Annotated in this window: 26 protein-coding genes; 18 read left to right on the forward strand and 8 right to left on the reverse strand. The window is 65.9% G+C overall.

Going from position 1 to position 24665, the window contains the following annotated elements; all coding sequences use genetic code 11:
• The coding region (locus E4P29_RS07915; RefSeq protein ID WP_280634532.1) for a carboxyl transferase domain-containing protein at nt 1-364 on the reverse strand (364 nt) is incomplete at its 3' end.
• A gap of 95 nt (nt 365-459) precedes the next feature.
• Between E4P29_RS07915 and E4P29_RS07920 the strand changes: the two genes are divergently transcribed.
• From E4P29_RS07920 to E4P29_RS07935, 4 genes are read left to right on the forward strand one after another with little or no spacing between them, the layout of a single operon-like run.
• Entirely contained in the window at nt 460-1296 is an 837-nt protein-coding gene (locus tag E4P29_RS07920) for a biotin--[acetyl-CoA-carboxylase] ligase (protein WP_135043600.1), read from the forward strand.
• 47 nt (nt 1297-1343) lie between these two features.
• Nucleotides 1344-1943, forward strand: coding sequence for a PH domain-containing protein (locus E4P29_RS07925; RefSeq protein ID WP_135043603.1), 600 nt, complete (start codon nt 1344-1346; stop codon nt 1941-1943).
• Nucleotides 1944-1982: 39 nt separating this feature from the next.
• On the forward strand, nt 1983-2663 hold the full coding sequence (locus E4P29_RS07930) for a response regulator transcription factor (RefSeq protein WP_027496484.1): 681 nt from the start codon (nt 1983-1985) through the stop codon (nt 2661-2663).
• Nucleotides 2664-2669: 6 nt separating this feature from the next.
• Nucleotides 2670-3989: a HAMP domain-containing sensor histidine kinase gene (locus tag E4P29_RS07935; protein WP_135043606.1), complete on the forward strand. Its 1320-nt coding sequence runs from the start codon at nt 2670-2672 to the stop codon at nt 3987-3989.
• Between the two features lie 21 nt (nt 3990-4010).
• On the opposite strand, the gene E4P29_RS07940 is transcribed toward E4P29_RS07935, so the two are convergent.
• Nucleotides 4011-4565, reverse strand: a complete 555-nt coding sequence (locus E4P29_RS07940; RefSeq protein WP_135043609.1) for a GtrA family protein — start codon at nt 4563-4565, stop codon at nt 4011-4013.
• A 167-nt stretch (nt 4566-4732) separates the two neighbouring features.
• Between E4P29_RS07940 and E4P29_RS07945 the strand changes: the two genes are divergently transcribed.
• The 3 genes from E4P29_RS07945 to E4P29_RS07955 are packed head-to-tail and all read left to right on the forward strand — an operon-like array spanning nt 4733 to nt 6877.
• On the forward strand, nt 4733-5986 hold the full coding sequence (locus tag E4P29_RS07945) for a 5-(carboxyamino)imidazole ribonucleotide synthase (RefSeq protein ID WP_135043612.1): 1254 nt from the start codon (nt 4733-4735) through the stop codon (nt 5984-5986).
• Nucleotides 5979-6491, forward strand: coding sequence for a 5-(carboxyamino)imidazole ribonucleotide mutase (gene purE / locus E4P29_RS07950; protein WP_135043615.1), 513 nt, complete (start codon nt 5979-5981; stop codon nt 6489-6491). Before E4P29_RS07945 ends, purE begins: the two co-directional genes overlap by 8 nt.
• A complete protein-coding gene (locus E4P29_RS07955; RefSeq protein ID WP_209205331.1) occupies nt 6488-6877 on the forward strand; it encodes a hypothetical protein in 390 nt (129 codons plus the stop codon). The genes purE and E4P29_RS07955 overlap by 4 nt, the downstream gene beginning before the upstream one ends.
• Nucleotides 6878-6901: 24 nt before the next feature.
• Here the strand turns inward: E4P29_RS07955 and E4P29_RS07960 are convergent, their stop codons facing one another.
• Nucleotides 6902-7612 carry a TIGR03089 family protein gene (locus tag E4P29_RS07960; RefSeq protein ID WP_135043618.1) on the reverse strand — a complete coding sequence of 237 codons (711 nt, stop codon included), beginning with the start codon at nt 7610-7612 and terminating at the stop codon, nt 6902-6904.
• Nucleotides 7613-7667: 55 nt separating this feature from the next.
• Nucleotides 7668-9098, reverse strand: a complete 1431-nt coding sequence (locus tag E4P29_RS07965) for an LCP family protein (protein WP_135043621.1) — start codon at nt 9096-9098, stop codon at nt 7668-7670.
• Nucleotides 9099-9104: 6 nt separating this feature from the next.
• Here E4P29_RS07965 and E4P29_RS07970 point away from each other — a divergent pair, with 6 nt between their 5' ends.
• From E4P29_RS07970 to E4P29_RS07985, 4 genes are all read left to right on the forward strand, one after another.
• The gene (locus E4P29_RS07970; RefSeq protein ID WP_135043624.1) at nt 9105-9434 is read left to right on the forward strand and encodes a hypothetical protein; all 330 of its coding nucleotides are present in this window, start codon (nt 9105-9107) and stop codon (nt 9432-9434) included.
• A gap of 143 nt (nt 9435-9577) precedes the next feature.
• Nucleotides 9578-10429 carry a dTDP-4-dehydrorhamnose reductase gene (gene rfbD, locus E4P29_RS07975; protein ID WP_135043627.1) on the forward strand — a complete coding sequence of 284 codons (852 nt, stop codon included), beginning with the start codon at nt 9578-9580 and terminating at the stop codon, nt 10427-10429.
• Nucleotides 10430-10467: 38 nt separating this feature from the next.
• On the forward strand, nt 10468-11379 hold the full coding sequence (locus E4P29_RS07980) for a glycosyltransferase family 2 protein (protein WP_135043630.1): 912 nt from the start codon (nt 10468-10470) through the stop codon (nt 11377-11379).
• Nucleotides 11369-12463, forward strand: coding sequence for an NDP-sugar synthase (locus E4P29_RS07985; protein WP_027496494.1), 1095 nt, complete (start codon nt 11369-11371; stop codon nt 12461-12463). The genes E4P29_RS07980 and E4P29_RS07985 overlap by 11 nt, the downstream gene beginning before the upstream one ends.
• A gap of 39 nt (nt 12464-12502) precedes the next feature.
• Here E4P29_RS07985 and E4P29_RS07990 read toward each other — a convergent pair whose 3' ends face one another.
• The 3 genes from E4P29_RS07990 to cofD are packed head-to-tail and all read right to left on the reverse strand — an operon-like array spanning nt 12503 to nt 15423.
• Nucleotides 12503-13051 carry an NUDIX domain-containing protein gene (locus tag E4P29_RS07990; protein WP_135043633.1) on the reverse strand — a complete coding sequence of 183 codons (549 nt, stop codon included), beginning with the start codon at nt 13049-13051 and terminating at the stop codon, nt 12503-12505.
• A gap of 6 nt (nt 13052-13057) precedes the next feature.
• Nucleotides 13058-14410 (reverse strand): coenzyme F420-0:L-glutamate ligase, encoded by a 1353-nt coding sequence (locus E4P29_RS07995; RefSeq protein ID WP_135044183.1) that lies wholly within the window; start codon nt 14408-14410, stop codon nt 13058-13060.
• Nucleotides 14411-14433: 23 nt separating this feature from the next.
• Complete coding sequence (gene cofD, locus E4P29_RS08000; protein ID WP_135043636.1) at nt 14434-15423, reverse strand: 2-phospho-L-lactate transferase; 990 nt, start codon at nt 15421-15423, stop codon at nt 14434-14436.
• 763 nt (nt 15424-16186) lie between these two features.
• Here cofD and E4P29_RS08005 point away from each other — a divergent pair.
• Nucleotides 16187-16420: a WhiB family transcriptional regulator gene (locus tag E4P29_RS08005; protein WP_027496498.1), complete on the forward strand. Its 234-nt coding sequence runs from the start codon at nt 16187-16189 to the stop codon at nt 16418-16420.
• Nucleotides 16421-16481: 61 nt separating this feature from the next.
• On the opposite strand, the gene E4P29_RS08010 is transcribed toward E4P29_RS08005, so the two are convergent.
• Nucleotides 16482-16967 (reverse strand): metallopeptidase family protein, encoded by a 486-nt coding sequence (locus E4P29_RS08010; protein ID WP_135043639.1) that lies wholly within the window; start codon nt 16965-16967, stop codon nt 16482-16484.
• Between the two features lie 72 nt (nt 16968-17039).
• Here E4P29_RS08010 and E4P29_RS08015 point away from each other — a divergent pair, with 72 nt between their 5' ends.
• The 6 genes from E4P29_RS08015 to E4P29_RS08040 all read left to right on the forward strand — a co-directional run bounded on the left by E4P29_RS08015 (nt 17040) and on the right by E4P29_RS08040 (nt 24550).
• Complete coding sequence (locus tag E4P29_RS08015; protein WP_209205332.1) at nt 17040-17450, forward strand: DUF3499 domain-containing protein; 411 nt, start codon at nt 17040-17042, stop codon at nt 17448-17450.
• Between the two features lie 216 nt (nt 17451-17666).
• Nucleotides 17667-19049: a phosphomannomutase/phosphoglucomutase gene (locus E4P29_RS08020; RefSeq protein ID WP_135043642.1), complete on the forward strand. Its 1383-nt coding sequence runs from the start codon at nt 17667-17669 to the stop codon at nt 19047-19049.
• A 71-nt stretch (nt 19050-19120) separates the two neighbouring features.
• Entirely contained in the window at nt 19121-20263 is a 1143-nt protein-coding gene (locus E4P29_RS08025) for a tobH protein (RefSeq protein ID WP_135043645.1), read from the forward strand.
• The gene (gene manA, locus E4P29_RS08030; protein ID WP_135043648.1) at nt 20263-21492 is read left to right on the forward strand and encodes a mannose-6-phosphate isomerase, class I; all 1230 of its coding nucleotides are present in this window, start codon (nt 20263-20265) and stop codon (nt 21490-21492) included. Before E4P29_RS08025 ends, manA begins: the two co-directional genes overlap by 1 nt.
• A 143-nt stretch (nt 21493-21635) precedes the next feature.
• On the forward strand, nt 21636-23147 hold the full coding sequence (locus tag E4P29_RS08035) for an amino acid permease (protein ID WP_135043651.1): 1512 nt from the start codon (nt 21636-21638) through the stop codon (nt 23145-23147).
• A 299-nt stretch (nt 23148-23446) separates the two neighbouring features.
• The gene (locus E4P29_RS08040) at nt 23447-24550 is read left to right on the forward strand and encodes an alkane 1-monooxygenase (protein ID WP_135044187.1); all 1104 of its coding nucleotides are present in this window, start codon (nt 23447-23449) and stop codon (nt 24548-24550) included.
• The last annotated feature ends 115 nt before the right edge of the window (nt 24551-24665 follow it).

Below are 24665 nucleotides of genomic sequence, written 5' to 3' on the forward strand. Positions count from 1 at the left end.
CACCCAAGCTGCCGCCGAAGACGGTCGCGTCCTGGGAGAACACGCACACATCACGGCCATCGACCGTGCCGTAGCCGGTGACGACACCATCACCGAAGGGGCGATTGTCACCCAACCCGAAATTCTGGGATCGGTGCCGCGCCAACGCATCGAGCTCGACGAACGAGCCCTCGTCGAGCAGGGCGGTGATCCGCTCCCGCGCAGTCAACTTGCCCTTCGCATGGACCCGCTCCACCGCCGCCTCACCCGACGGCATCTCCGCAGCCCCCAGACGTTTACGAAGATCGGCCAATTTACCCGCAGTGGTATGGATATCGGGTGCATCTGCCGACCCGGGTGCAGTGGAATCCTGGACGCTGGTCATGGGGCAACACTTTAACTGCGAGTGTGATCTGCGCCCCGACCGAGGGTGGTTCACGGGCCGACGTCGGTTCTTGCCGAACCCATATGCTGGTGGTCATGTGGACCAATCTGGATCGCCCACCGCTCGACGTCCGCGCACTCCGTCGAGCCCTGGTGGACGGACCGCAGGCCTCGTGGTCCCGGGTGGACGTGGTGACCGAGACCGGTTCGACCAATGCCGACCTCGTTGCTGCGGCGGCGGACCGGGCGGACCGGACGGCCTTGATAGCCGAACATCAGGGGAGTGGTCGGGGCAGGCATTCGCGTCCGTTCTCGGGTGCTCCGAGATCGCAGATATTGCTGTCGATGCTGCTGAAGTTCCCGGGGATCGACCCGGCGGTGCTGGGCTGGCTGCCGCTGATGACCGGCGTGGCTCTGGTCGATGCGCTGCGTACCGTGGCCGAGGTCGATGCGCGGTTGAAGTGGCCGAACGACGTTCTGATCGACGGTCGGAAGGTCTCGGGCATTCTGGCCGAGGTAGCCGTCCATGGAGCGAGTCCGACGGTGGTCGTCGGCCTGGGAGTGAACGTCTCGATGACCGAGGCCGAGCTGCCGGTGCCCACGGCGACGTCACTCGCGCTCGAACAGGCCGCGGTGCTCGATCGAGACACCCTGGTGCGTGCGATTCTGCGCGGGGTGGCCGCGGAGGTGGATTCATGGCGAGATGCGCACTGGGATACCGACACGCTGGCGCACCGATATCGAGATCGGTGCGGCACCATCGGACAGCGGGTGCGGGTCGACCTGCCCGGGGGTGAGAACGAAGTGGGAACCGCTGTCGATGTGGACGAACACGGCCGGATCGTCATCGAGGTCGAACGTGCAGGCTCTGCATCGCCGTCGGTGCTCGCGGTCGCCGCCGGCGACGTGACTCATCTTCGACCTGTCTCGTGAGACCATCTTCACCCGGGCAGATCCGGCGCGAATAGTCAGGAGTGGACGTGGGTTACCCACAGGATGCGTTGGCCGACGAGGAAGAGCTACTCCTCCATCGTCACCCGCACTGGAAGATGTTGATCCTGCCGTCGATCACGTTCGTACTCGCCACGGGTCTCGCCGGCGTCGCCCTCGGTGTCGCAGGTGCCCGACTCGAATCCACCGCTGCCGATGTGGCCACGATTGCCGCGCTGGTGGCGTGGGCAGCGATCGTCGGGCAGCGATGCCTGGTTCCGCTCGTGAGCTGGAAGTGCACTCACTTCATCGTCACCGATCGTCGGGTGCTCGTTCGGCAGGGCGTACTCACGCATTCCGGAATCGACATCCCCATGAGCCGCATCAGCAACGTGCAGTTTCGACACGGACTGCTGGACAGGATGCTCGGCACCGGCACCCTGATCATCGCGTCGGCGTCGGACGACCCACTCGAGTTCGACGACATTCCTCAGGTGCAACGCGTCCATTCGCTGCTCTACCAGCAAGTATTCGACTCGATGGAGTTTCGTCGCGAGTCCGCTCACGATCGGGACCGAGCATTCGAGCCGATGGCCGACGATGCACCGGCCGAGTCCAAGCCCGGTTGGCGCGCGGGTAAACGCAGGTAACACAGGCTGTTCTCACATTCGAACCGTAGGGTTGCCCATGTGACCGATGTTCTGCTTGCCGAAGACGACGAAGCTATCGCCGCACCACTGTCTCGTGCCCTCGGGCGCGAGGGCTACACCGTGACCGTCGAACAGACCGGGCCCGCCACGCTGCAGCGTGCTCTCGACGGCAAATTCGACTTGCTGATCCTGGACCTGGGGCTGCCCGGAATGGACGGCCTCGAAGTGTGCCGTCAGGTCCGCGCCAACCGGTCGGAGGTGGCCGTGTTGATGCTCACCGCGCGTACGGACGAGGTCGACTTCGTGGTCGGCCTCGACGCCGGTGCCGACGACTATGTGGGCAAGCCGTTCCGGCTCGCCGAGCTGATGGCTCGGGTTCGAGCGCTCCTGCGTCGACGCGGTGCCGGCGAGGACGTTCCCATCGAGGTCGGTGCGATTCGTCTCGAACCGGCGGCCCGACGGGTACTCGTCGGAGGTACCGAGATCTCACTGGCGAACAAGGAGTACGAGTTGCTCAAGGTGCTGCTCGATCATGCCGGTCAGGTGGTCTCGCGAGAGGTGATCCTGCGCGAGGTGTGGGGCGACGCGGAATTGCGCGGATCCAAGACACTCGACATGCACATGTCCTGGCTGCGCCGCAAGATCGGTGACGAAGGACCGGTGGCGGAGCGTCGCATCGCGACCGTTCGCGGTGTCGGATTCCGCATCAACAGCGACTAGCCGTCGATGCGGCGTCGAATTCTGGTCTCGATCCTCGCTGTCGTCATCATGACGGCACTGTTGCTCGGGCTGCCGCTGATGTACACGGCCTGGCTGTGGGTCGAGGACTTCACTCGAAACGATCTGCAGGCGCGCCTCGACCGAATGGCTGCGGAGATCATTTCGCAAGAGGGCTCGGCCGGCCTGATCGAGGGCCAACTCGACATCGGTTCGCTGCGTCTTGCGATTCCGCAGGGCGGCCGCCTGGTCGTCATCTATCCGACGCCCGAGGACGCCGCGTCCCGCGCCGACATCGGCCAGGCATCCGTCCCTCGGCCCCTCGTCGAATCCTTGTCGATGGGGACCTCTGGATCGCTCCGACTCGAAGTGCCGTCCGACGACATGCGCTCACTGCAGCGGCAGGCCCTCGGGGCGGTGACATTGGTGGTCCTGGCGTCCGCCCTGGCCGGAACAGTGGTAGCGGTAGTGACGGCCAAACGACTGGCCGATCCATTGCAGGACGTCGCTCGGCGGGCCGCTCGACTGGCCGAGGGCGACTTTCGACCGGATCCCCGTCGCCACGGCATTGCCGAGCTGGACCGGGTGTCCGAGGTTCTCGACTCGGCCACCGTCGAGATCGCCGGGAGGCTGCAACGCGAACACACGTTGGTTGCCGACGTATCGCATCAACTCCGTAGCCGCCTGACCGCCGTTCGACTGCGTTTGGACGAGATCTCCACCCATCCGGATCCCGCGGTGGTCGACGAGGCGAACGAGGCGATGGATCAAGTCGACCGGTTGACCCTGGCCATCGACGAACTCGTTCGATCCTCCCGCAGCGACGGTGCCGCCGATGCGCACGAGGTATCGGTCATCGAGGAACTGACCGGCACGGTGGTCGAATGGCAGCGAAATTTCGACGATGCAGGTCGGAGTCTGGTGCTCAAGGGCGACGCAGACCTCAAGGCATCGGTGACGGGATCGCGTTTGCGCGAGGCCGTGTCGGTACTGGTCGACAACTCTCTGGTGCACGGCGACGGTGCTTGCACCGTCGCCGTACGCGCCGTCTCCGCTGCCGAGGGCACGGACCGGAGGCGAGAGCGACTGGTCTGTGTCGAGGTGTCCGACGAGGGTCCAGGGGTGAGCAACGAGCTGGCACCCCACATCTTCGACCGCGGCTTCTCCGGAGCCGGTTCGACCGGAGTCGGTCTCGCACTGGCCCGGGCCCTCATCGAGGCCGACGGCGGACGGTTGGAACTACAACGCAGACGGCCGGCTCTGTTCTCGGTGTTCCTGCCCGCCTGGCGCGAATCGTCGCCCGCGCTCTCGCGGCGCGAACCACGCTGACCGCACTGACAGAACCAGGGGTCAGTCGAGCGCGCTCGATGCGTCGGTCGGATCCTCGTTGCGCTCGGCGTCCACTTCCAGGATGGTGCGCGCGTTGTCCTCGGGAAAGGCGAAGCGGCGCAACGCCCAGAAGCGGAACGCCATCTGCAGCAGGTTGCCGATGATGTAGTTCAACACGAAGTCGATGACGACGACCATCGTCAGCGACTCGTTGGCGTCGCGGATGTCGAAGATGTTGTTCGCGATCCACAGCGGACCGGCGGCGATGAGCACGCCGACGCCGCTGATGGCGAAGAAAAGAAGCGCTTCGTGATGGCGTTCACGCCCGCCGCGGTGCTTGAAGGCCCACTCACGGTTGAGGAAATAGCTCAGCAGGGTGGCCAGTACGCCCGAGATGATTTTTGCGATCACCGGCTTCTGCTCGAGCACCGTCAGGCTCAACGAGTAGAAGATGACGAGGTCGAACACCATCGTCGTACCGCCCACGATGGCGAACTTGATCAACTCGCTGTGCCGGATCGCAAGGTCCCTGATGGGCTTGGGTAAGCGTCGAAGCACGCTGTCGATCGTCGGCACAACGGTGAAGTCTACGAAACGAACGCCCGATCCGGCGAACCGACGCTCTGTTCATCAGCGTTTCCACAGTCTCGGCAACAGTGCTTCCACAGTCTTCGCGACAGTGCCGTCCCTCGTGCGACTGCCGGTTCGGACCGAACCAGCGGGACATGACACCATGGTGAGCCGTGACAGGTACCGAACCGCGCCCCACCGCTGCGCGCCCGTCGTCGACCGGAATGCCCGTGGTGACGATGATCGGCGGAGGTCAGCTGGCCCGCATGACCCATCAGTCGGCCATCGAGCTCGGCCAAACGCTGCGCGTGTTGGCCGCGGGCGCAGACGAGCCGGCCGCCCAGGTGAGCCCCGACGTCGTGTTCGGGCATCACGACGACCTCGAGGCGCTGCGTACGGCCGCGACGGGGTCCAACGCCCTGACGTTCGACCACGAGCACGTCCCGACCGAGCACCTCGACACTCTGGTTGCCGAAGGTGTCAACGTCCAGCCGCCGCCGAGTGCGTTGATCTTCGCCCAGGACAAACTGCGGATGCGTCGCAAGCTCGAAGAGCTGGGCGCACCCGGACCGGCGTACGCGGAGGTCTCGTGGGCGCAGGACGCCATCACGTTCGGTGACGAACACGGGTGGCCGGTCGTCCTCAAGGCGGTCCGCGGCGGCTACGACGGCCGCGGTGTCTGGATGCCCGCCGACGCCGAGGAAGCCGAGGAGATCGTCACCGCCCAGCTCGACCTCGGCGTGCCGCTCATGGTCGAGGAGAAGGTCGCCATGCGCCGCGAGTTGTCGGCGATGGTCGCTCGATCGCCGTTCGGTCAGGGTGCAGCGTGGCCCGTCGTGCAGACCGTGCAACGGCACGGTCAATGTGCGGTGGTCCTGGCCCCGGCTCCCGACCTCGACGAGGACGTCGCCACGTACGCAGGCCGGCTGGCGCTCGATATCGCGGGCGAACTCGGTGTGGTCGGAGACCTCGCGGTCGAGCTCTTCGAGACCACATCGGGCAAGCTTCTGGTGAACGAGCTGGCCATGCGTCCGCACAACTCCGGTCACTGGACCATGGACGGCTGCCGCACCTCGCAGTTCGAGCAGCATCTGCGTGCAGTGCTCGACTACCCGCTCGGTGACACCGATCCACTGGCACCGTTGACGGTGATGGCGAACATCCTGGGTGCGCCCGAAGCGCCGGAGATGACGATGGACGAACGCCTGCATCACCTGTTCGCTCGCATGCCCGACGCGAAGGTTCACCTGTACGGCAAGACCGAGCGGAAAGACCGAAAGATCGGTCACGTGAACATTCTGGGCGCGAGGTCCGGATCGCTCACCGACCCGGCCTACGTGGCGGCCGTACGCGAACGAGCCGAACGTGCAGCGCACTGGATGTCGCACGCCGAATGGACCGACGGATGGGACCCGCACCATGACTGACGAACCCGGTACCGCTGTAGTAGGCCTGATCATGGGCAGCGATTCCGACTGGCCGACCATGGAAGCCGCCGCAGAAGCGTTGGCGGAGTTCGGTATTCGCTTCGAGGTCGGCGTCGTGTCGGCTCATCGCACCCCGCAGCGGATGCTCGACTACGCCCGCGAGGCCGCCGGTCGCGGAATCAAGGTGATCATCGCCGGTGCCGGGGGAGCGGCGCACCTGCCGGGCATGGTGGCGTCGGCGACGCCACTGCCGGTCATCGGCGTTCCGGTTCCGCTGAAATACCTCGATGGCATGGACTCGCTGCTCTCGATCGTGCAGATGCCGGCCGGTGTGCCCGTTGCGACGGTCTCCATCGGTGGTGCTCGCAATGCGGGATTGCTTGCCGTCCGAATCCTGGGGGCGTCTGATCCTGTTCTGCAGCAACAGATGTCGGCTTTCCAGTCCTCCCTCGAGGCCATGGTGCTGGAAAAGGACAAAGCGCTGCGTACCACGCTGCTGGGATGAGTGCGGTGCTGTCGCGGCGCGAGCAGATACGACGAGCCGGTCGCGGCCGGTGGCAGTCGGTGCTGGTGACCCGGCTGGCACTGCGCTACTCGCAACTGTGGGGCGGAACGGCACGCTTCGACGACGAGTTCTCGATTTTCGTCTGTTCCGGCCTGCGCGGCGGATTCGGCCGCGGCGGAACCACATTCGGTGGGGCATACCTGACGGCGAACAACACCGCTCGTCGGGTGCTGCGACACGAGGCGATTCACGCCGATCAGTGGGCGAGGTTCGGGCTGACCTTTCCGTTCCGCTACCTCGTCGAGGAGGCGCGGCACCGCGGCAGCGCCAATCGGTTCGAGATCGAAGCAGGACTCGCGGACGGCGGCTACCGACCGACCGGATGAGGCGGCGAGTCAGTCGAGGGCGGTTCAGTCGAGGGTCGTCGTGACCTTCTCGGTGTCGATGCGTCTTTCTTTCTTGCTCTCGTCGGAGTTGGCCACCTGTACCAACGACGCTCCGGCCGCGAGCACCGAGAGCAGTCCGTCGATCAACTCGTCGGCGGTGGTCCAGGATGCACCGGACAACACTCGATCCGCGGCCGAGAAAGAACGAGCCTCGGCGCGTTCTCTCGCTGCGGCGAGGACGTCGTCCACCGAGCGGCCGTCCAATGCCGCGGCCCCCGATCCGGTCGCCCTGAATTGGTCACCGTGTACGCGAACCGAGGTGGCGTAGTCGGTCATCCCGAGGGGCAGATCGGGGACTGCCTTACCGAAGGCATCGAGCGAGAGCGCCAGGACCTCGTCGACGTCGGGAGCATCCTCGAGGCGATCGCCGTGCACCAGGGCGAGATCCGCGGAGTCGTCGGCACCGAGCACCACCTCGCCGCCCGTCCACCAGATTCCCAGAAGTACGGCAGCGGTCTGCCAGTGCGCCGGCAACAACACGCACACGCGCGCGCCCTGATCGAGTGCGAACTCGTCACGGAGCAGGTTGGCAGTCTTGGCCGCCCAGTTCGCCAGTGTCACGGCGGACACCTCGACCCGTTCGCCGGTGGCATCGTCGTAGTACGTGATGCGGGGACCGGCCGGATCTGCCGCCAGGATCGGCTCGAGCAGGGTTTGAGTCAGGTTCGATGCCACACCTCGACCCTAGTCGACGCCGACCCGGCTCGATCTCCGCGCGGCGTTCGTTCTGTCAGTTCACGCACATGGGGCCGGTGGAACCAGCGTCGATCGGTGCCGCAGGCTCCTCGGGTACTGCTGTACCTGCTTCGGGCGCAACGGTTTCGGCCGTCGCGGCCTGGCCCGAGCCGGGGCCGGCGTAGTCGTCGGCGAGCACGACCCGGACGGCATCGGCAGGCATGGTGTCGTCGGCGGTGACCTGCAGGCCACCGAGTGCTGCCGACACGGCGCGAGCGGCGTCGCTGTCCGCGTCGGCGGCCTGGATGCGGCTCGTCGAGATGGACGAGCCCTCGTAGTTGCCGATGGTGCCACCGACGTATCCCAGCGCCGCCAACGATCCGGCCACGCCGTTGGCGAGTCCTTCGATACCGCTGTCGTTCGCGACGTCCACCGTCACCGTCGACGGATCGACGGCCGGGGCATCCGAATTCTCGGCATTGGTCTCGGCGGAGTTCCCGTCCTCGAGTAACCCGGCGACGTATTTCTTCACGGCTGCCGGGTCCACCTGCACGATGGATTCGCCGTAGTCGGTCGTCGCATTGATGTCGACCGCGGGAATGGTCTCGAACTTGACCTTGCCGCCGGCGAGATCCTGCAGGCGAGTGGCGAACTGCAGGATGTCCCAGTCCGAATCGAGGGTGACCGACCGCTGCACCGCGGTACTGAGCTGACCGAGCTTGCTCGGATTGCTCAACGTCTTGGCACTGAGCACGCTGCGCACGAGGGAGGCCATGAAGACTTGCTGGCGCACGATCCGGTCCAGGTCACCGCGGGGCAGATCGTGTCGTTGCCGCACGAAACTCAGCGCCTGCGAACCGGACAGGTTCTGCTCACCGGCCGCGAAGTTCGCACCCGACAACGGCTCCTGAACCGGATTGTTCAGGCATACCGCTACTCCGCCGACGGCGTCGGTCAGCAGAACGAAACCGAGCAGACCGACCTCTGCGTAGTGATCGACCGTGATGCCGGTCAGGTTGGCGACGGAATCGATCAGCGCTTCACGTCCGGCCTCGGTGGCCTGCGGTTCGGCGTCGGCATCGGAGACTCCCTGCTCGACCAGTTCGAGCCGTTTGTTCTCCTTGGTCGCTCCGTACGCGGCGTTGATCTTGGACATTCCGATCCCGGGCACCTCGACGTACGAGTCGCGCGGGATGGAGATGGCAGTGGCCGACGAGCCGTCGTTCGGGACGCGGATCAACACGATCGTGTCCGTGTTCGACGCCACTTCCTCGCCGGCGTTGAGCGAGGCGAGTTCTTCCGGTGAGAGCGCGTTGCCGTGGGCGTCTGTGCGGCTGTCGGTGCCGACCATCAGGATGTCGACGGCGCCGTCCGCTGCGCCGCCCAGACCGAGGCCGCCCGCAGTGGCGATGTTCGACCGCAGACTGTCCACGCTGCGCCACGCGAAGCCGGTCACCAACAGGACGAGCACCGACAGTACGGCCACCGCAACGTGGGTCGCCGGCCAGCGGCCGCCGGCACCCGGTCGGCGGGGCACCTCGCCTGCGTCGGATCCTCGGCCGTCGTCTCGGGGCTCGCGCTGCGGTCGTCGTGCACGGCCGGCCGTGGTTCGTCGTTCGTCGCCGCGTACGCCGCCTCGGCGATGCACGCCCGGTTCGCCGTCTGCGGGGGGACGTACAGGTCGATCCTGAGAGTCGCGCCCGCGGGACGCGCGAGGGTCGATGTCACGGTCGCGTCGGTCGCCGCGCAGGCCGTCGCCGTCGGCTCGCCGCGAGGTGCGCCGGTGTGGTGGGGGCGTGCGCTCACCTCCGTGCGTGCCTGAATCTCGTGGCACCTTCGACCCTTTCCTCGTTTCCGGCAGGCTTGGACACCCACCGACTGACGTTCACTCCCCCCGAGTCGAAGGTTACTGGCGATCGGCCGCGCTCTCGCCGAACCGAGCGCGGCGTGCCACACTTGGCAACCGTGAATGCGATCGTGGTGACCGGTGCACACGGCCAGTTGGGCCGACGGGTGGTCTCGCTCGCCGCCGAGCGTGATTCCGACGTCGAGGTGCACGGCTATTCGTCCGCCGACCTGGACATCACCGACCCCGGTGCCGTCGACGCCGTGGTGACCGCGGGTGCGACCGTCGTCAACTGCGCCGCGTACACAGCCGTCGATGCCGCGGAATCCGACGAGTCGAGGGCCATGGCCGTCAATGCCGATGGTCCCCGAAATCTCGCGCGGGCGTGCGGGCGTGTCGGTGCCCGTCTGATTCACATTTCCACCGACTATGTGTTCGACGGCACAGCGACCGAACCGTACGACGTCGATGCGGCGACCGCGCCGAAGTCCGTGTACGGACGCACCAAGCTGGCCGGAGAGACAGCGGTGCGTGAGGAACTTCCCGAGGCCGTCATCGTGCGCACCGCATGGGTCTACGACAACACCGGTAAGAACTTCGTCACCACGATGCGAAGACTCGAAGGCGAGCGGGAGACCGTCTCGGTGGTCGACGACCAGATCGGATCGCCCACTTTCGCCCTCGACCTGGCGGCCGGTCTGCTCGAGATCGAAGCCGACGAGACGGTGACCGGCAGGACCCTCCACTTCACCAATGCCGGGCAGGCGAGTTGGTACGACCTGGCCCGGGCAGTGTTCTCGGGAATCGGTGCCGACCCCGAGCGGGTGCGACCGTGTTCGAGCGCAGAGTATGTTGTCCCGGCACCTCGGCCCGCATACTCGGTGCTGTCACCGAATGCGTGGTCCGCGGCCGGGCTCGGTGCGCCCCGCCCCTGGTCCGACGCTCTGACGGCGGCTCTTGCTCGGTCGTGATGCGGGATCGATGCCCGCCTCGGGCTAGTCTTGCCCGCGTGAGTTCCGACCTGGCCGTGGTGACGGTGACCTATTCCCCCGGCGAATACCTCGAGCAATTCCTGACGTCTCTTCGCGAGGCCACGACTCGGCCCGTGCGAGTCATCATGGCCGACAACGGCTCGGTCGACGGCACTCCGGAAGCAGCCGAGGCTGCGTTCGCCGAAGCGGAATTGCTGCGCACCGGTGCCAACATCGGCTACGGCGCTGCCGTCAATAGGGCGATCGCCGCAGTCGACCCCGAGGTCGAATTCGTCGTGGTCGCCAATCCGGATGTCAGGTGGCACCCCGGGTCCCTGGACGGATTGCTCGACGCCGCGGCGCGATGGCCGCGCGCAGGTTCGCTGGGCCCCCTCATTCGTGAGCCGGACGGGTCGCGATACCCGTCCGCGCGATCGGTGCCCGATCTGACGTCCGGGGCCGGCCACGCAATTCTGGGCAAGCTCTGGCCGACCAATCCGTGGACTCGGCGATACCGCCAGGAGAACGAGACGGTGTCCGAGCGGCCGGTGGGATGGCTGTCGGGGTCATGCCTGTTGCTTCGCCGCGCGGCGTTCGACTCCATCGACGGATTCGATTCGCGCTACTTCATGTACATGGAGGACGTGGACCTCGGTGACCGGCTGGGCCGGGCGGGTTGGCAGAACGTCTACGTACCCGATGTCGAGGTCACGCACTCGAAAGGCCATGCGGCAGGACGGCATCCGGAAGTGATGCTGCCCGCGCACCACACCAGCGCCTACCGATTCCAGGCCGACAGACACGACCGGGTGTGGCAGGCTCCACTACGATGGGCGTTGCGCGCTGGTCTCGGTCTTCGCTCGAAGGTCGTTGTGACTTCGGCGCTTCGGGCCCGAGCTCGTGAAGAACGACCGTCGGACGAGAGAACAGAGGCTGGACATGTCGGATAGTTCCCCATCGGTCGCCGCACGTACGGATGCAGTGATCTTGGTCGGCGGCAAGGGAACTCGACTGCGCCCGTTGACTCTGTCGGCACCCAAGCCGATGCTCCCGACTGCAGGACTCCCGTTTCTCACCCACCTGCTGGCCAGGATCAAGGCTGCGGGCATCGAACACGTGGTTCTTGGAACGTCGTTCAAAGCCGAAGTGTTCGAGCAACATTTCGGCGACGGGTCGGCGTTGGGCATCGAACTCGAGTACGTGTTCGAGACCGAACCCATGGGCACCGGCGGCGGAATCAGAAACGTGTTGCCGCGACTGCGGGCAGACAACGTCATGGTGTTCAACGGTGACGTGTTGGGTGGTACCGATCTGACAGCAGTGCTCGATACGCACCGCACGACCGACGCGGACGTGACGTTGCATCTCGTTCGGGTCGGCGATCCCCGAGCGTTCGGATGTGTACCGACCGACGAGAACGGCCGAGTCACGGCATTCTTGGAGAAGACCCAGGATCCGCCGACCGACCAGATCAACGCCGGTTGCTACGTGTTCAAGCGTGAGATCATCGAGTCCATCGCAGCCGACCGGCCGGTGTCGGTGGAGCGAGAGGTGTTCCCTGCCTTGCTCGCCGAGAACAAGAAGGTCTACGGGCACGTCGACAGTGCGTACTGGCGCGACATGGGTACGCCCGAGGATTTCGTCAAGGGATCGGCCGACCTCGTTCGCGGGATTGCGCCGTCGCCCGCACTGCACGGAGATCGCGGTGAGTCCCTGGTTCACCCCGGAGCGGGTGTCGCGCCGGGCGCACTGCTGATCGGTGGAACCGTCGTCGGGCGTGGTGCCGAGATCGGCGCAGGCGCTCGTCTCGACGGCGCGGTGGTGTTCGACGGTGCGATCGTCGAAGCGGGGGCCGTGGTCGAACGGTCCATCCTGGGCTTCGGAGCTCGCATCGGACCGCGGGCACTCGTGCGTGACGCCGTCATCGGTGACGGTGCCGATATCGGAGCTCGTTGCGAGTTGCTGCGTGGGGCACGGGTATGGCCAGGAGTGAAGCTGCCCGACGGGGGAGTGCGCTTCTCCACCGACGTCTGATCGTCGTCCCGAGGGGCTGAGCGGGGCCGCCCGGGCCGATCAGCGATGCGCGGCGAGCGCGACGAGATGGTCGATGGTCTCGCGCTCGGCCGAGTCGGGTAGTTCGTCCACCGGCCACCAACGCAGGTCCGTCGATTCCTCGCTGCGCACGGCGCGCGCGCCGTCCGGGGCGCGCACCAGGAACCGCAGGTCCAGGTGCCGGGTCGGCTTACCCAGCGAGCACGTGATCGGGTGAGTGTGCGCAGAGAGCAACTCGGGATCGATCGACAGATCGGCAATTCCGGATTCTTCGGTCGCCTCGCGCAGTGCCGCGGCGACGACCGTCTCGTCCTCGGGCTCGCAGTGACCGCCCAGCTGAATCCACCGGCCCACCCTGGGATGCAGGGTCAACAGCACGTGCCGTCCCGACGCGTCGAGCACCAGCGACGACGCCGTGATGTGGCCGGCCTCGTTGGCGCGAAGACACGCGTCGGGATTGCTGTGCAGAAAGGCGATCACGGTGTGCCGAAGGGATTCGTCCCTGGAGTCGGTCGGTGCCCATCGGTCGAGCGTCTGGGCTGCGGACTGCCACAGCGAGGTAGCGGACATCGCCGATCAGAGCTCCACCAGCAGGGACCCGGGCGCGGCCGGGTCTCGTACCGTCAGCGGTTCACTAGGATGTCCGATTGCGATGGCCCCCAGTGCTTTCCAGTCCGCACGCAGGCCGAGCTCGGCGCGGACGGTATCGGCGGCGAAGATCGTCGAACCGATCCAGCAGCTACCGAGATCGCGAACGGCCAGGGCGACGAGCAAACCCTGAACGGCGGCACCGACCGCCACGGTGAACATGGTGTCCTCGGCTGCCCGACGCCTCTCGTCGGGATAGGTGTGCGCCCCGTCCGGCACACAGAACGGAATCACGATTTCCGGCGCATCGAACAGAATGTCACCGCGGCTCAGCCTGGCGGCGATGCGGTCCTCGGTCAGTCCGTCGCCGGCCAGATCGGCTCGCCACTGCTCCCGCATGGTCTCGAGCAGTCGGCGACGCACCGCGGGTGTTCTGATCCAGACGAATCTGACGGGGTGGGTGTGATGCGGGGCGGGGGCGGTGAGGGCGTCCGCGACGGCGCTCCGAATCGAGTCCGGGTCTACTGCATCGGGGGAGAACGATCGAACCGACCGTCGGCGAAGCAGGGCCTCGCGTCGACCACGTTCGAGTGCCTCGGCGGTTCCCAGCCAGAACAGGTCGTCCTCGCCGCCGCGCAGCAGGGTGGCGGCGGTGGACCCGTCGTCGACCGGTGACAGGCCACGGACGACGGCTATCGGAACACCACCCAGCTTGCCCTTCACGAGATCGCCTGCCGCAGCGAGCTCGTCGGCGATCGCGACTTCGGTGACGATCAGTTCGTTGCCCTGCCCGTCTTCAGCCCCGGCGTATCGGTGGACCACCGCCAGGCCGGCAGACCCGATCGCGGCATCGGTCTGACCGATCCGCCAGGCCCGGCCCATCGTGTCGGTGATCACGACAGCCACGGTGACTTCAGCCGACTCGAGCAGTGCTTGCCGAAGAGCCGCAGCACTGGCGTCGGGATTCTCCGGGAGCAACGCCAGTTCGCTGCCGTCGACGTTGGACCCGTCGATTCCCGACGCGGCTTGCACGATGCCGAGGCGGTTCTCTGTGATGAGCGTCCGGCCTTTTCGGGCGACGACGCGAACGGCCTCCTGATCGACGAGGACCCGGCGGGCTGCGTCCCGCTGCTCGGGGTCCTGCGGTGCGGGCACCAGACGTCCCTCGACCTTGGAGACGATCTTGCTGGTGACCACGAGGACGTCTCCGTCGCGCAGCCAGGGCGCTCGGTCGACTATCGCTGCGGCGAGATCGTCGCCCGGACGAAACTCGGGAAGTCCGGTGACCGGCAGGATTTCGATCGATCCGCCCGGTGCGTGGTCACCGGGAGCCTCTGGCATCGACGCCACGTCGCGTGGGGCGGTCACAGTTCGAGTCCGGCCGCGCGCAGGGCGGTGCGTGCCATCACCGCTGTGGTCTCCGGGTCGGTCATCAGCAACGGAATCGACTGCACGTCGACTCCGTCGACCACCGCCGAGTCGGTGCTGTGCACCAGCCAGGCGTCGAGAATGCCGGTGCCGCTTCGGCTTCCGTAGAGGCGGCCGACGGCCTCGGCCGTCGTCTCGACGCCGATGACCGACAGGCACTCGTCTGCCATGCCGCGCAACGGTTTACCGTCCACCACCGGGGACAGGCCGACGACCTTGGCGGCGGTGGTGCGCAGTGCGCCGCGGATGCCGGGTATGGCAAGAATTGCGCCGACACTGACCACCGGGTTGGACGGGGCCAGGATCACCGCGTCGGCCTCGGCGATCGCTTCGGCGACTCCCGGTGCAGCAGTGGCCTGTTCGGCACCGATATGAGCGAAACTGTGCGTGGGAATCTGCGCGCGGTAGCGAACCCACCACTCCTGGAAGTGGATTGCGCGTTGCTGCTCGCCGCTGGGGTCGTCGGGGTCGGTGACCACGACGTGTGTTTCCGAGCGGTCGTCGGTGACCGGCAGCAATCGAACCCCGGGCTGCCACCGGTTGCACAGCGCCTCGGTGACGGCCGACAGCGGAAATCCGGTGCGCAGCATGCGACTGCGGATCAAGTGCGTGGCGATGTCCCTGTCGCCGAGCCCGAACCAGTCGGGATCTGCTCCGTACGCGGCCAACTCGTCGCGGGCGTTCCATGTCTCCGCCACCCGGCCCCAGCCGCGCTCGGTGTCGATCCCGTTCCCGAGGGTGTACATGCACGTATCCAGATCCGGGCAGATGCGAAGGCCGTGCATCCAGACGTCGTCGCCGACGTTGACCACCGCAGTGATCTCGTTCTCGGGTTCGTCGCCGAGAAGGGAGTCGCCGAACAGGGATTTGAGCCCCTGGAGGAACCGTGCGCCACCGACGCCACCGACCAGAACAGTAACTTTCACAACATGCGAGCCTAGTGCGGTTGCCGCAGGTCCGGGTGAGCGCCCACCCGGACCGTCCGTGGGGCCGGGATCCGAGCCCGAGAACCGCCGCGACACGCACAGGACGCGCTCCGATTCGGGGAGACAGCCGATTTCGGGCATGGGATGGTATTGGATTTGTGCGATCGGCTTGACCGCGACACACCTGTACGTGTCTAATCACAGGTATGTCATTCAGCGTTCGCGGCACGAGTTCGACTGCAGCGAACCTGGTTTCGAACACTCGTTCCCTTCCTGTTCGTTCCTGAGTGGACGTCGAGTAGAGGTCGAGAGTTGGACGGGTGGAGAGCCGGCTCGGACGTACCAGCTCGATCGAATACCGGCGCGGGGCAAGGTATTCGAGATTACGAGGACCGAAAGTATCTGCGCTACCACAGGTGAGGAGGCGGAAGCGATGTATGACCAGCACGTGACACGTGATCAGCGGGGCGGACCCACTGCACACCTCAGCGCTGTCGACGACGCGCCGCAAACCGAGTCCGATTCCGGCGTGGATTCGAGCGTCTCCGTCGACGCCGGTTCTGCGTACGTGACCCCGTCGAACGATTCGGTCGACAGCGAACTCTCGAGTGACGCCGTGCGAATCGATCAGGACATCGAGATCCCCGACGTCGATGATGTCGATATCGACGATTCGGACAACGACGCCGATTCGATGCCGTTCGTGGCGGAATCGGTTCCACCCGCGAAGCCGTTCCTCAGTCTCGTGGCGGGTTTCGACGAGATGTTCGAGGAGATCGAGGATCAGTGGCAGGAGCGCGCCCTGTGCGCTCAGACCGATCCCGAGGCCTTCTTTCCCGAGAAGGGCGGCTCGACCCGCGAAGCGAAGCGAATCTGCCTCGGTTGCGAGGTGAAGGACGAATGCCTCGAATACGCTCTCGCCAACGACGAGCGATTCGGGATCTGGGGCGGTCTGTCCGAGCGTGAGCGTCGTCGGCTCAAGCGCGGGATCGGCTGAGCCGAACGCGTTCCGGGTGATTCACCCACGGGCCGACACTGCGTCACGGCCCGACACCGAGTCACGGCTCGGCGCTGGCGGGGTCCACCTCGTCGGGGTCGATTCCCAAGTACGTCGCCACTTGCTCCACCAGGACCTCGAACAGTAGGTCCTCCAGATCTTCCGGGTGCTTCGCGCGCCGCTCGAGCGGACGCCGGAACAGCACCACACGGGCGCGTGTCGTCTCTCCGCGCTTGTCGATCCCGACGGGAACCAGCCGCGACAGGGGTACCGGTCCTTCCGCGACCACCTCGGGTGGCCACGTGACCGATTCCGGGTCCAACGCCCTGATCTTGGGCACGTCGTCGACGGCGATGTCGAGCTTCGAGAGCTTGTCGTGCCACCGGTGGTCGATGCGCGCGAACGCGTCGAGTACCAGCCGGTCGAACTTCTCTGCACGTGATCGCCGGGCCGGTAGGTCCTCGGGCAGCACCGGTCCGCGGATTCCGCGGCCGTGCCGCGCAACGGACCGCGACGTGATCCTGCGCGCGGAAGAGAACTGAGGCATGGGGGCAGGTTATCGCGCCTGTCCGGTGTGTCGGTCGTTCGGTCGGTTGCACGTACCGGATACTCTGCACTCGTGAGATCACTGCGTGGCTGCTGCAGGCCTGGTTGCAACCGTTCTGCCGTTGCGACGCTCACATACGTCTACTCCGACTCCACTGCGGTCGTCGGTCCGCTGGCCACCGTGGACGAGCCGCACTCCTGGGACCTGTGCGAGGTCCATGCGTCGACAACCACGGCACCCAAGGGCTGGGAGCTCGTGCGGTACGAGGGTGGTTATTCGACGTCGACCCCCGACGAGGACGATCTGACCGCACTGGCCGAGGCCGTACGCGAAGCCGGTCGAGGGGACCGAACGCGCTCCGAGGAGCGAGACAGTGGTGACCGGTCGCCCGCTCGTCACCAGGACACCGACCGACGGGCCGCGCCTGCCGTCCGAACCGGCCGACGCGGACACCTCAGAGTGCTACCCGATCCCACGTCCTAGACCCCTGCTCGGAACCCCGCGGCGGATGCGACGCTGCGTTCGCCCGAACGAACGACGGGTCGGCTGGCCTGTCCACCGGGCGTCTGGCAAGGTTTGCATCAGTACCGAAACGGACAAGCCGGTCTGCCGAGCTTCGGTGGTGATCGCCCCGTACCCAACGCTGGATGTCCGACGCCGATGTGCGGCACCGGACGACCGACAATCAGGAGAATCTTCGTGGCCCGAACCGCAGAGTCCGTCAACGCCGTCATCAAGGCCTACGACGTCCGTGGCGTCGTAGGTGAACAGATCGACGAGGCGTTCGTCCGAGACGTCGGTGCATCGTTCGCCCGTTTGGTCCGCGACGAGAAGGGCGCGGCGCGCACAGTCGTCATCGGACACGACATGCGCGATTCCTCGCCGGGCCTGTCCCGCGCTTTCGCGGACGGCGTCACCGCGCAGGGACTCGACGTCGTGCACATCGGTCTCGCCTCGACCGATCAGCTCTACTTCGCGTCGGGCCTGCTCGAATGCCCCGGTGCGATGTTCACCGCAAGCCACAATCCCGCGAAGTACAACGGAATCAAGCTGTGTCGCGCTGGTGCCAAGCCGGTGGGGCAGGACACCGGACTGGCCACGATCAAATCGGAACTGATCGACGGGGTGCCGGAGTTCGACGGTCCGGCCGGTACGGCAACGTCGCGAGACGTGTTGGCCGACTACGCCGGGTTCGTCCGAGATCTGGTCGATCTCTCGGGCATCGGGTCCATGAAGATCGCCGTCGACGCGGGCAACGGCATGGGCGGGCACACCGTCCCCGCGGTGTTCGCTCCGCTCCCGGTGACGATCGAACCGTTGTTCTTCGAACTCGACGGCAGCTTCCCCAATCACGAGGCCAACCCACTGGATCCGGCGAACCTGGTGGATCTGCAGCGCTTCGTCGTCGAGACCGGTGCCGATATCGGGCTCGCGTTCGACGGAGACGCTGACCGGTGCTTCGTCGTCGACGAGAAGGGCGATCCGGTGTCGCCGTCGGCCGTGACCTGCTTGGTGGCAGAACGCGAACTGGCCAAGGAGCCCGGTGCGACGATCATTCACAATCTGATCACCTCGCGTGCGGTGCCGGAACTGGTCACCGAGCTCGGTGGGAAGCCGGTCCGCACCCGAGTGGGGCACTCGTTCATCAAGCAGCAGATGGCCGACACCGGTGCGATCTTCGGCGGAGAACATTCCGCTCACTACTACTTCCGCGATTTCTGGGGTGCCGATTCCGGCATGCTCGCCGCGCTGCACGTACTCGCTGCCCTCGGTGCACAGGATCGGCCGCTCTCGGAGATGATGGCCTCGTACGAGACGTACAGCGCGTCGGGTGAGATCAACTCGACGGTCGACGACGCAGCCGAGCGCACCCAGGCCGTGCTCGACGCGTTCGCCGATCGGACCACCGGCATCGACCGTCTCGACGGGGTGACCGTCGACCTCGAGGGTGGTGCGTGGTTCAACTTGCGCGCGTCCAACACCGAGCCGTTGCTCAGACTCAATGTCGAGGCGCGCACCCGGACCGAGGTCGACGCGTTGTCGACCGAGATATTGAGCGTCGTTCGCGCCGGACTGGAATAGTGGTTACCTAGAGTTCACTAGTGGGTACACAGGCATTTCGAGTCGGTGACGCAAGGGAAGGTGCCGAGGTCATGAGGGCAGTGACGTCTCTGGTCGATCTCGACGACGCCGGCGCGATCGTGGCCGCCGATCGGGAGGGCGCGCTCCGCAGCGCCGCGCTCGCGGGTGCGCAAGTACGCGCTGTCGCCACTGCGGTCGAAGAGTCGGTGCTCGCGCGCCTGGCCGACCTACGACCTCGCAGCGTGGTGATCGTGACCGGTGACGGCCGTAGCAGCCGGGCCGCGTCTCTCCTTGTCGCTGCTCTCGGAAATCATCTGGGTGTACCCCTCGTCCGTAGTACCGGAACTCCGCCGTGGATCGGGCCGTTGGACGTCGTCGTGGTGGCCGGCGACGATGCAGGCGATCCGCGTCTGGCCGAATCGGTCGATGCGGCCGCGCGTCGTGGTGCCGAGGTCGTGGTCGTGGCCCCGGAAGAGGGCCCCTTGCGTGCCGTGCGCGGTGCGAGGGTCATGTGGTTGCCGCCGCGAATAGCCGTTCGTGACCACAACGCGCTGATGCGCTACCTTGCCGCCTTCGTGGCCGTCCTCGGTGCGGTTTCCGGCGGTTCGTGGAAGGCGCTGCTGCCCAACCTTTCTCGATTGGCCGATCTGCTCGACGCCGAGGCGGTGCGCAACAGCCCGTCCAACGAGGTGTTCCACAACCCTGCCAAAGCTCTTGCCAGTGGGTTCAGCGGTAGACGTGTGGTGATCAGCGGTGCCGGGCCGGCTGCGGTCGAGGTGGCGCGGCACGGTAGCGAGGTGTTGCTGCGGGTGGCCGGTCTCATTGTGGCCGCGGGTGAGCTCGGCGATGTCATCGCCGCGTCCATCCGTGCGTCCATGGTCGAATCATCCGGTCCGGCAAGCACATTCGACTCGATCTTTCATGACGAGCAGCTCGACGGACCGGCTCCGGAGCAGCCGATGCGGATTTTCGTCGTGGCGTCCGAATCCGATCGCGCGTTCACGGAACGACGCATCGCCGGTGTTCCGAATTCCGATCTGATACTGACCGAAGCCGGTGAGGCGATGTCGGGCGGAGAGTTCGTGGGTTCGGGTTTCGAGGCCCGCGCGGCGTCATCGGATCCGGTTACACTCTCGATGCTCGACACGATGTCCGTGTTGGCGACGCGGTTGGACACCACTGCCGCGTATCTGTCTTTGATGGGCGGTAGCTAGTGCAACTCCTGCGAGGCGCAGTCCGGTCCTACGCTTGGGGTTCGCGCACAGCACTGGCTCGTATCCAGGGCCGGCCGGTACCGTCCGATCATCCCGAGGCGGAGATCTGGCTGGGTGCACACCCGGCCGATTCTGCTCACGTGGTCCACGAGGGTGGCAGCACGCCGTTGTTGACACTCATCGACGGGGATCCGGATACGCAGTTGGGCGGCTCTGCACAGGACTTCTCGTCGCGGCTGCCGTATTTGTTGAAACTGCTTGCCGCAGAGGAACCTCTGTCGTTGCAGGCACATCCGAGCAGCACGCAGGCGCGTGAGGGCTTCGCGCGGGAGAATGCCGCAGGTGTGCCGATCGATTCTTCGGTGCGCAATTACCGGGACCCCAATCACAAGCCCGAGCTGATCGTCGCGCTCACCGAGTTCGAAGCATTGGCAGGTTTTCGGCAACCGGCCGAGACGGTCGAGTTTCTCGATGCATTGGCCGTGCCGTCGCTCGCGGGGTACCGCACGTTGCTCGCCGCTCAGCCCGACGCTTCGGGCCTGAGAACCGTGTTCACCTCGTGGATCACGTTGCCCGGACAGTCTTTGGACGACCTCTTGCCTGCAGTTGCCCAGGGCTGCATCGATTATCTGTCGGGGCCCGCCCGTTCCGACGGCGGCCGATTCGCCGCCGAGGCACGGACTCTGCTCGAGCTGGGGGAGTCGTATCCCGGTGATGCCGGTGTCTTGGCGGCCCTGCTTCTCAACCGGATCACCCTGACTCCAGGTCAGGGCCTGTACTTGGATGCGGGCAATCTCCATGCGTATCTGCGCGGAACCGGAGTGGAGATCATGGCCAACTCCGACAACGTTCTGCGCGGAGGGTTGACGCCCAAGCATGTCGACGTACCGGAGTTGTTGCGGGTGCTGGACTTCGAGCCCGCCGACATCTCGCCGATCACGCCGGGTGAGAACGACCGGCCCACCTACCGATACCCGACGCCGGCCCCGGAATTCGCCCTCACCCGGACGACGATCGGCTCGGGTGAGACCGTCGAGATTCCTGGAACCGGTCCGCGAATACTGTTGTGCACCAGCGGTTCGGTGCTCGCGACGACCGGTGACACACTTGCCGAGCTCACCGTGGCCCAGGGCAGTTCGGCGTGGATTCCCGCTGCCGACCGATCCGTCACCGTCACCGCGGACTCCGAGGGGGCCGAAGTATTCGTGGCCGCAGTCGGATCACGTTAGTCGTAACGCGCTGCAAGTCGAGTGGTCGAAGTGTGCAACACGGGTGCCCGCAACCAATAGGGTGATGTCACAGTGAAGTCTGGGACGGGTGTGTCCGATCGGAACGGCCGTCTGCAGAAGCGAAGTGGCGATACGGAGGTCCGATGACCAAGGCAGACCGGCCCAGGAAGGCCCCGCGTACGACGGGGTGGTTCCGGACCAAGTCGATCGAACAATCGATCAAGGACACCGACGAACCGGATACCAAATTACGCAAGGAGCTCGGTTCGTGGGACCTGACCGTGTTCGGTGTCGCGGTCGCCGTCGGAGCCGGCATCTTCACGCTGACGGCGAGGACTGCCGGAAACGTTGCCGGACCGGCTGTTTCGGTGGCGTTCGTGTTGGCGGCCATCGCCTGCGGACTCGCGGCCCTGTGCTACGCCGAGTTCGCCTCCACGGTTCCGGTCGCCGGCAGTGCCTACACGTTCTCCTACGCCGCGTTCGGCGAGTTCATCGCCTGGATCATCGGCTGGGATCTGATTCTCGAATTCGGACTCGCCGCGGCGGTGGTGGCGAAGGCGTGGTCGCTCTACCTGGGAGACCTGCTCGGTACGTCGGCCCCGGTACTGCAGATCGGTTCGTTGAACTTCGACTGGGGCGCACTGCTCATCGTGGTGGTGTTGACGGTTCTCATCGCCTCGGGAACCAAGTTGTCCTCGCGAGTGTCGTTGGTGATCACAGCGATCAAGGTGATCGTGGTGCTGTTCGTCGTCGTGCTCGGTGCGTTCTACATCAAGGTCGCCAACTACGACCCGTACATTCCGCCGTCCGAGCCGGCGTCCACCGGTGAAGGGCTCCATCAGTCCCTCTTCTCCTTCGTCACCGGTGCCGGCGGTAGCACCTTCGGCTGGTACGGACTGCTGGCGGCGGCGTCGCTGGTGTTCTTCGCGTTCATCGGCTTCGACGTGGTCGCGACCACGGCAGAGGAGACCAAGGAGCCGCAGAAAGCACTGCCGCGCGGCATCCTCGGATCTCTGGCCATCGTGACCGTGCTCTACGTGGCGGTCACTCTGGTGCTGACCGGGATGGTGAAGTACACGGATCTGGCCGGCGACAGTGCCACGCTGGCAACGGCTTTCGAGCTGAACGGGCTGACGTGGGCCAAGAACATCATTTCGTTCGGCGCACTGGCCGGTCTGACGACGGTGGTCATGGTTCTCATGCTGGGGCAGACCCGCGTCTTGTTCGCCATGTCGCGAGACGGCCTCGTGCCGCGCGGTCTGGCGCACACCGGAAAGAAGGGCACGCCGGTTCGAACGACGATCCTGGTGGGTGTGGTGGTCGGACTGCTGGCCGCGTTCGTCCCGCTCGGCACGCTCGAGGAAATGGTCAACATCGGCACGCTGTTCGCGTTCGTTCTGGTGTCTGCCGGTGTCCTCGTACTCCGCAGGACGCGTCCCGATCTCGAACGCGGATTCCGCGTGCCCTGGGTTCCGCTGGTTCCGATCCTGGCAGTGGCCGCGTGCCTGTGGCTGATGCTCAACCTGTCGGTCGAAACGTGGTTGCGTTTCCTGGTGTGGATGGCAGCCGGTGTCGTCATCTACGTGCTGTACGGCCGACGCCATTCGGTGATGGGACTGCTCGAGGCGAAGAAGGCCGAGTCGCGATCCGAGTGAAACGCCGCTGAGTCGTCCTGCGAGGCCGGCCCCGACCGTCGACTGTGCGGGCGGGGCCGGTTTTCTCGGGCCTGACGTGTCCGGGGTGTACGTCACACCCCTCGGTCCCAACGCCCGGGATGTTATACCCTCGAAAACAAACTTCTAGGACTGCAAACTTTCGGTGAGAGGGTGTGGCAAGTGTGAGCGTGGACGGCCGGATCACCTCATCGGAGGCTTCGGGTGTCGCTTTCGGGGAGCGGAATTCGGCCGGGGCTGCACCTGCGGTTCGGCGGTGGGACAACAAGCGATACCTGTGGATGCTGGGTCTGCTGGCACCGGCATCGGCACTGTTGCCGTCCCAATTGGTGTACTGGACCGGCATGCCGGTGTTCTGGTGGAGCGGCGTCCTGGTGTTCTTCGTGATCATTCCGATCATCGATCTGCTCGCGGGCGAGGACGGTCACAACCCGGATGCGTCTGCCGCCGAAAAGCTGCAGAACGACCGCTATTACCGCTGGTGTACCTACCTGTTCCTGCCCATACAATTCATCGGTCTGATCGTCGCCTGCTGGATGTGGGCGTACGGCGGTCTGAGCGTGGTGGACAAGATCGGGCTCGCAGTGACGGTGGGCCTGGTCGCGGGAACCGGAATCAACGCCGCCCACGAGCTGGGCCACCGCGTCGAGCAGCACGAACGCTGGCTGGCGAAGGTGGCCTTGTCGCAGACCCTGTACGGACACTTCTTCGTCGAGCACAACCGCGGTCACCACGTGCGGGTCGCCACTCCGGAGGATCCGGCCAGTGCCCGGCTGGGGGAGAGCGTGTGGACGTTCGTGCCGCGCAGCGCTCTTCTCGGCCTGGCCTCGGCCTGGAAGCTCGAGGCTCGGCGGCTGCGTCGCAAGGGCCACTCCGTGTCTCACCCGTCGAACGCCCTGTTGCACACCTGGCTGCTCAGCGCCGTTCTCTTCGTCACGCTGATGGTCGTCTTCGGCTGGGCGATCGCGCCGTATCTGCTGATACAAGCCGTCGTGGGATTCGTGCTCCTGGAGATGGTGAACTACGTGGAGCACTACGCACTGCTGCGCGAGACGAACGAGCGAGGCAGATACGTGCGGTGTGCGCCGCGGCACAGTTGGAACAGCGACCGGCTGTGCACCAACATCTTCCTCTACCACCTGCAGCGACACAGCGATCATCACGCCAATCCGGGGAAGCGGTACCAGACGTTGCTTTCGTGCGAGGAGGCCCCGCAGTTGCCTGCCGGGTACGCGACGATGGTTGTACTGGCAGCGGTACCGCCGCTGTGGCGTCGGGTGATGGACCCGCGGGTGCTCGATCACTACGACGGTGATCTCCTCCGGGCCAACATCCTGCCCCGAAAGCGCGATCGGATTCTGGCGCGAGCCCAGCAACGCGGGTGACCGGGACGCCACTCGACGAGCCGTCTCCCGGGCATCGGACCGATTCGCCGGGCAGGCGGTCGCCGCGCGCCGTGACCCGATAGCCTGGACGAAGACATTCAAGTCAACAGGAGAG

The organism is Rhodococcus sp. 1R11 (genome assembly GCF_004563845.1).
GTDB lineage: Bacteria > Actinomycetota > Actinomycetes > Mycobacteriales > Mycobacteriaceae > Rhodococcoides.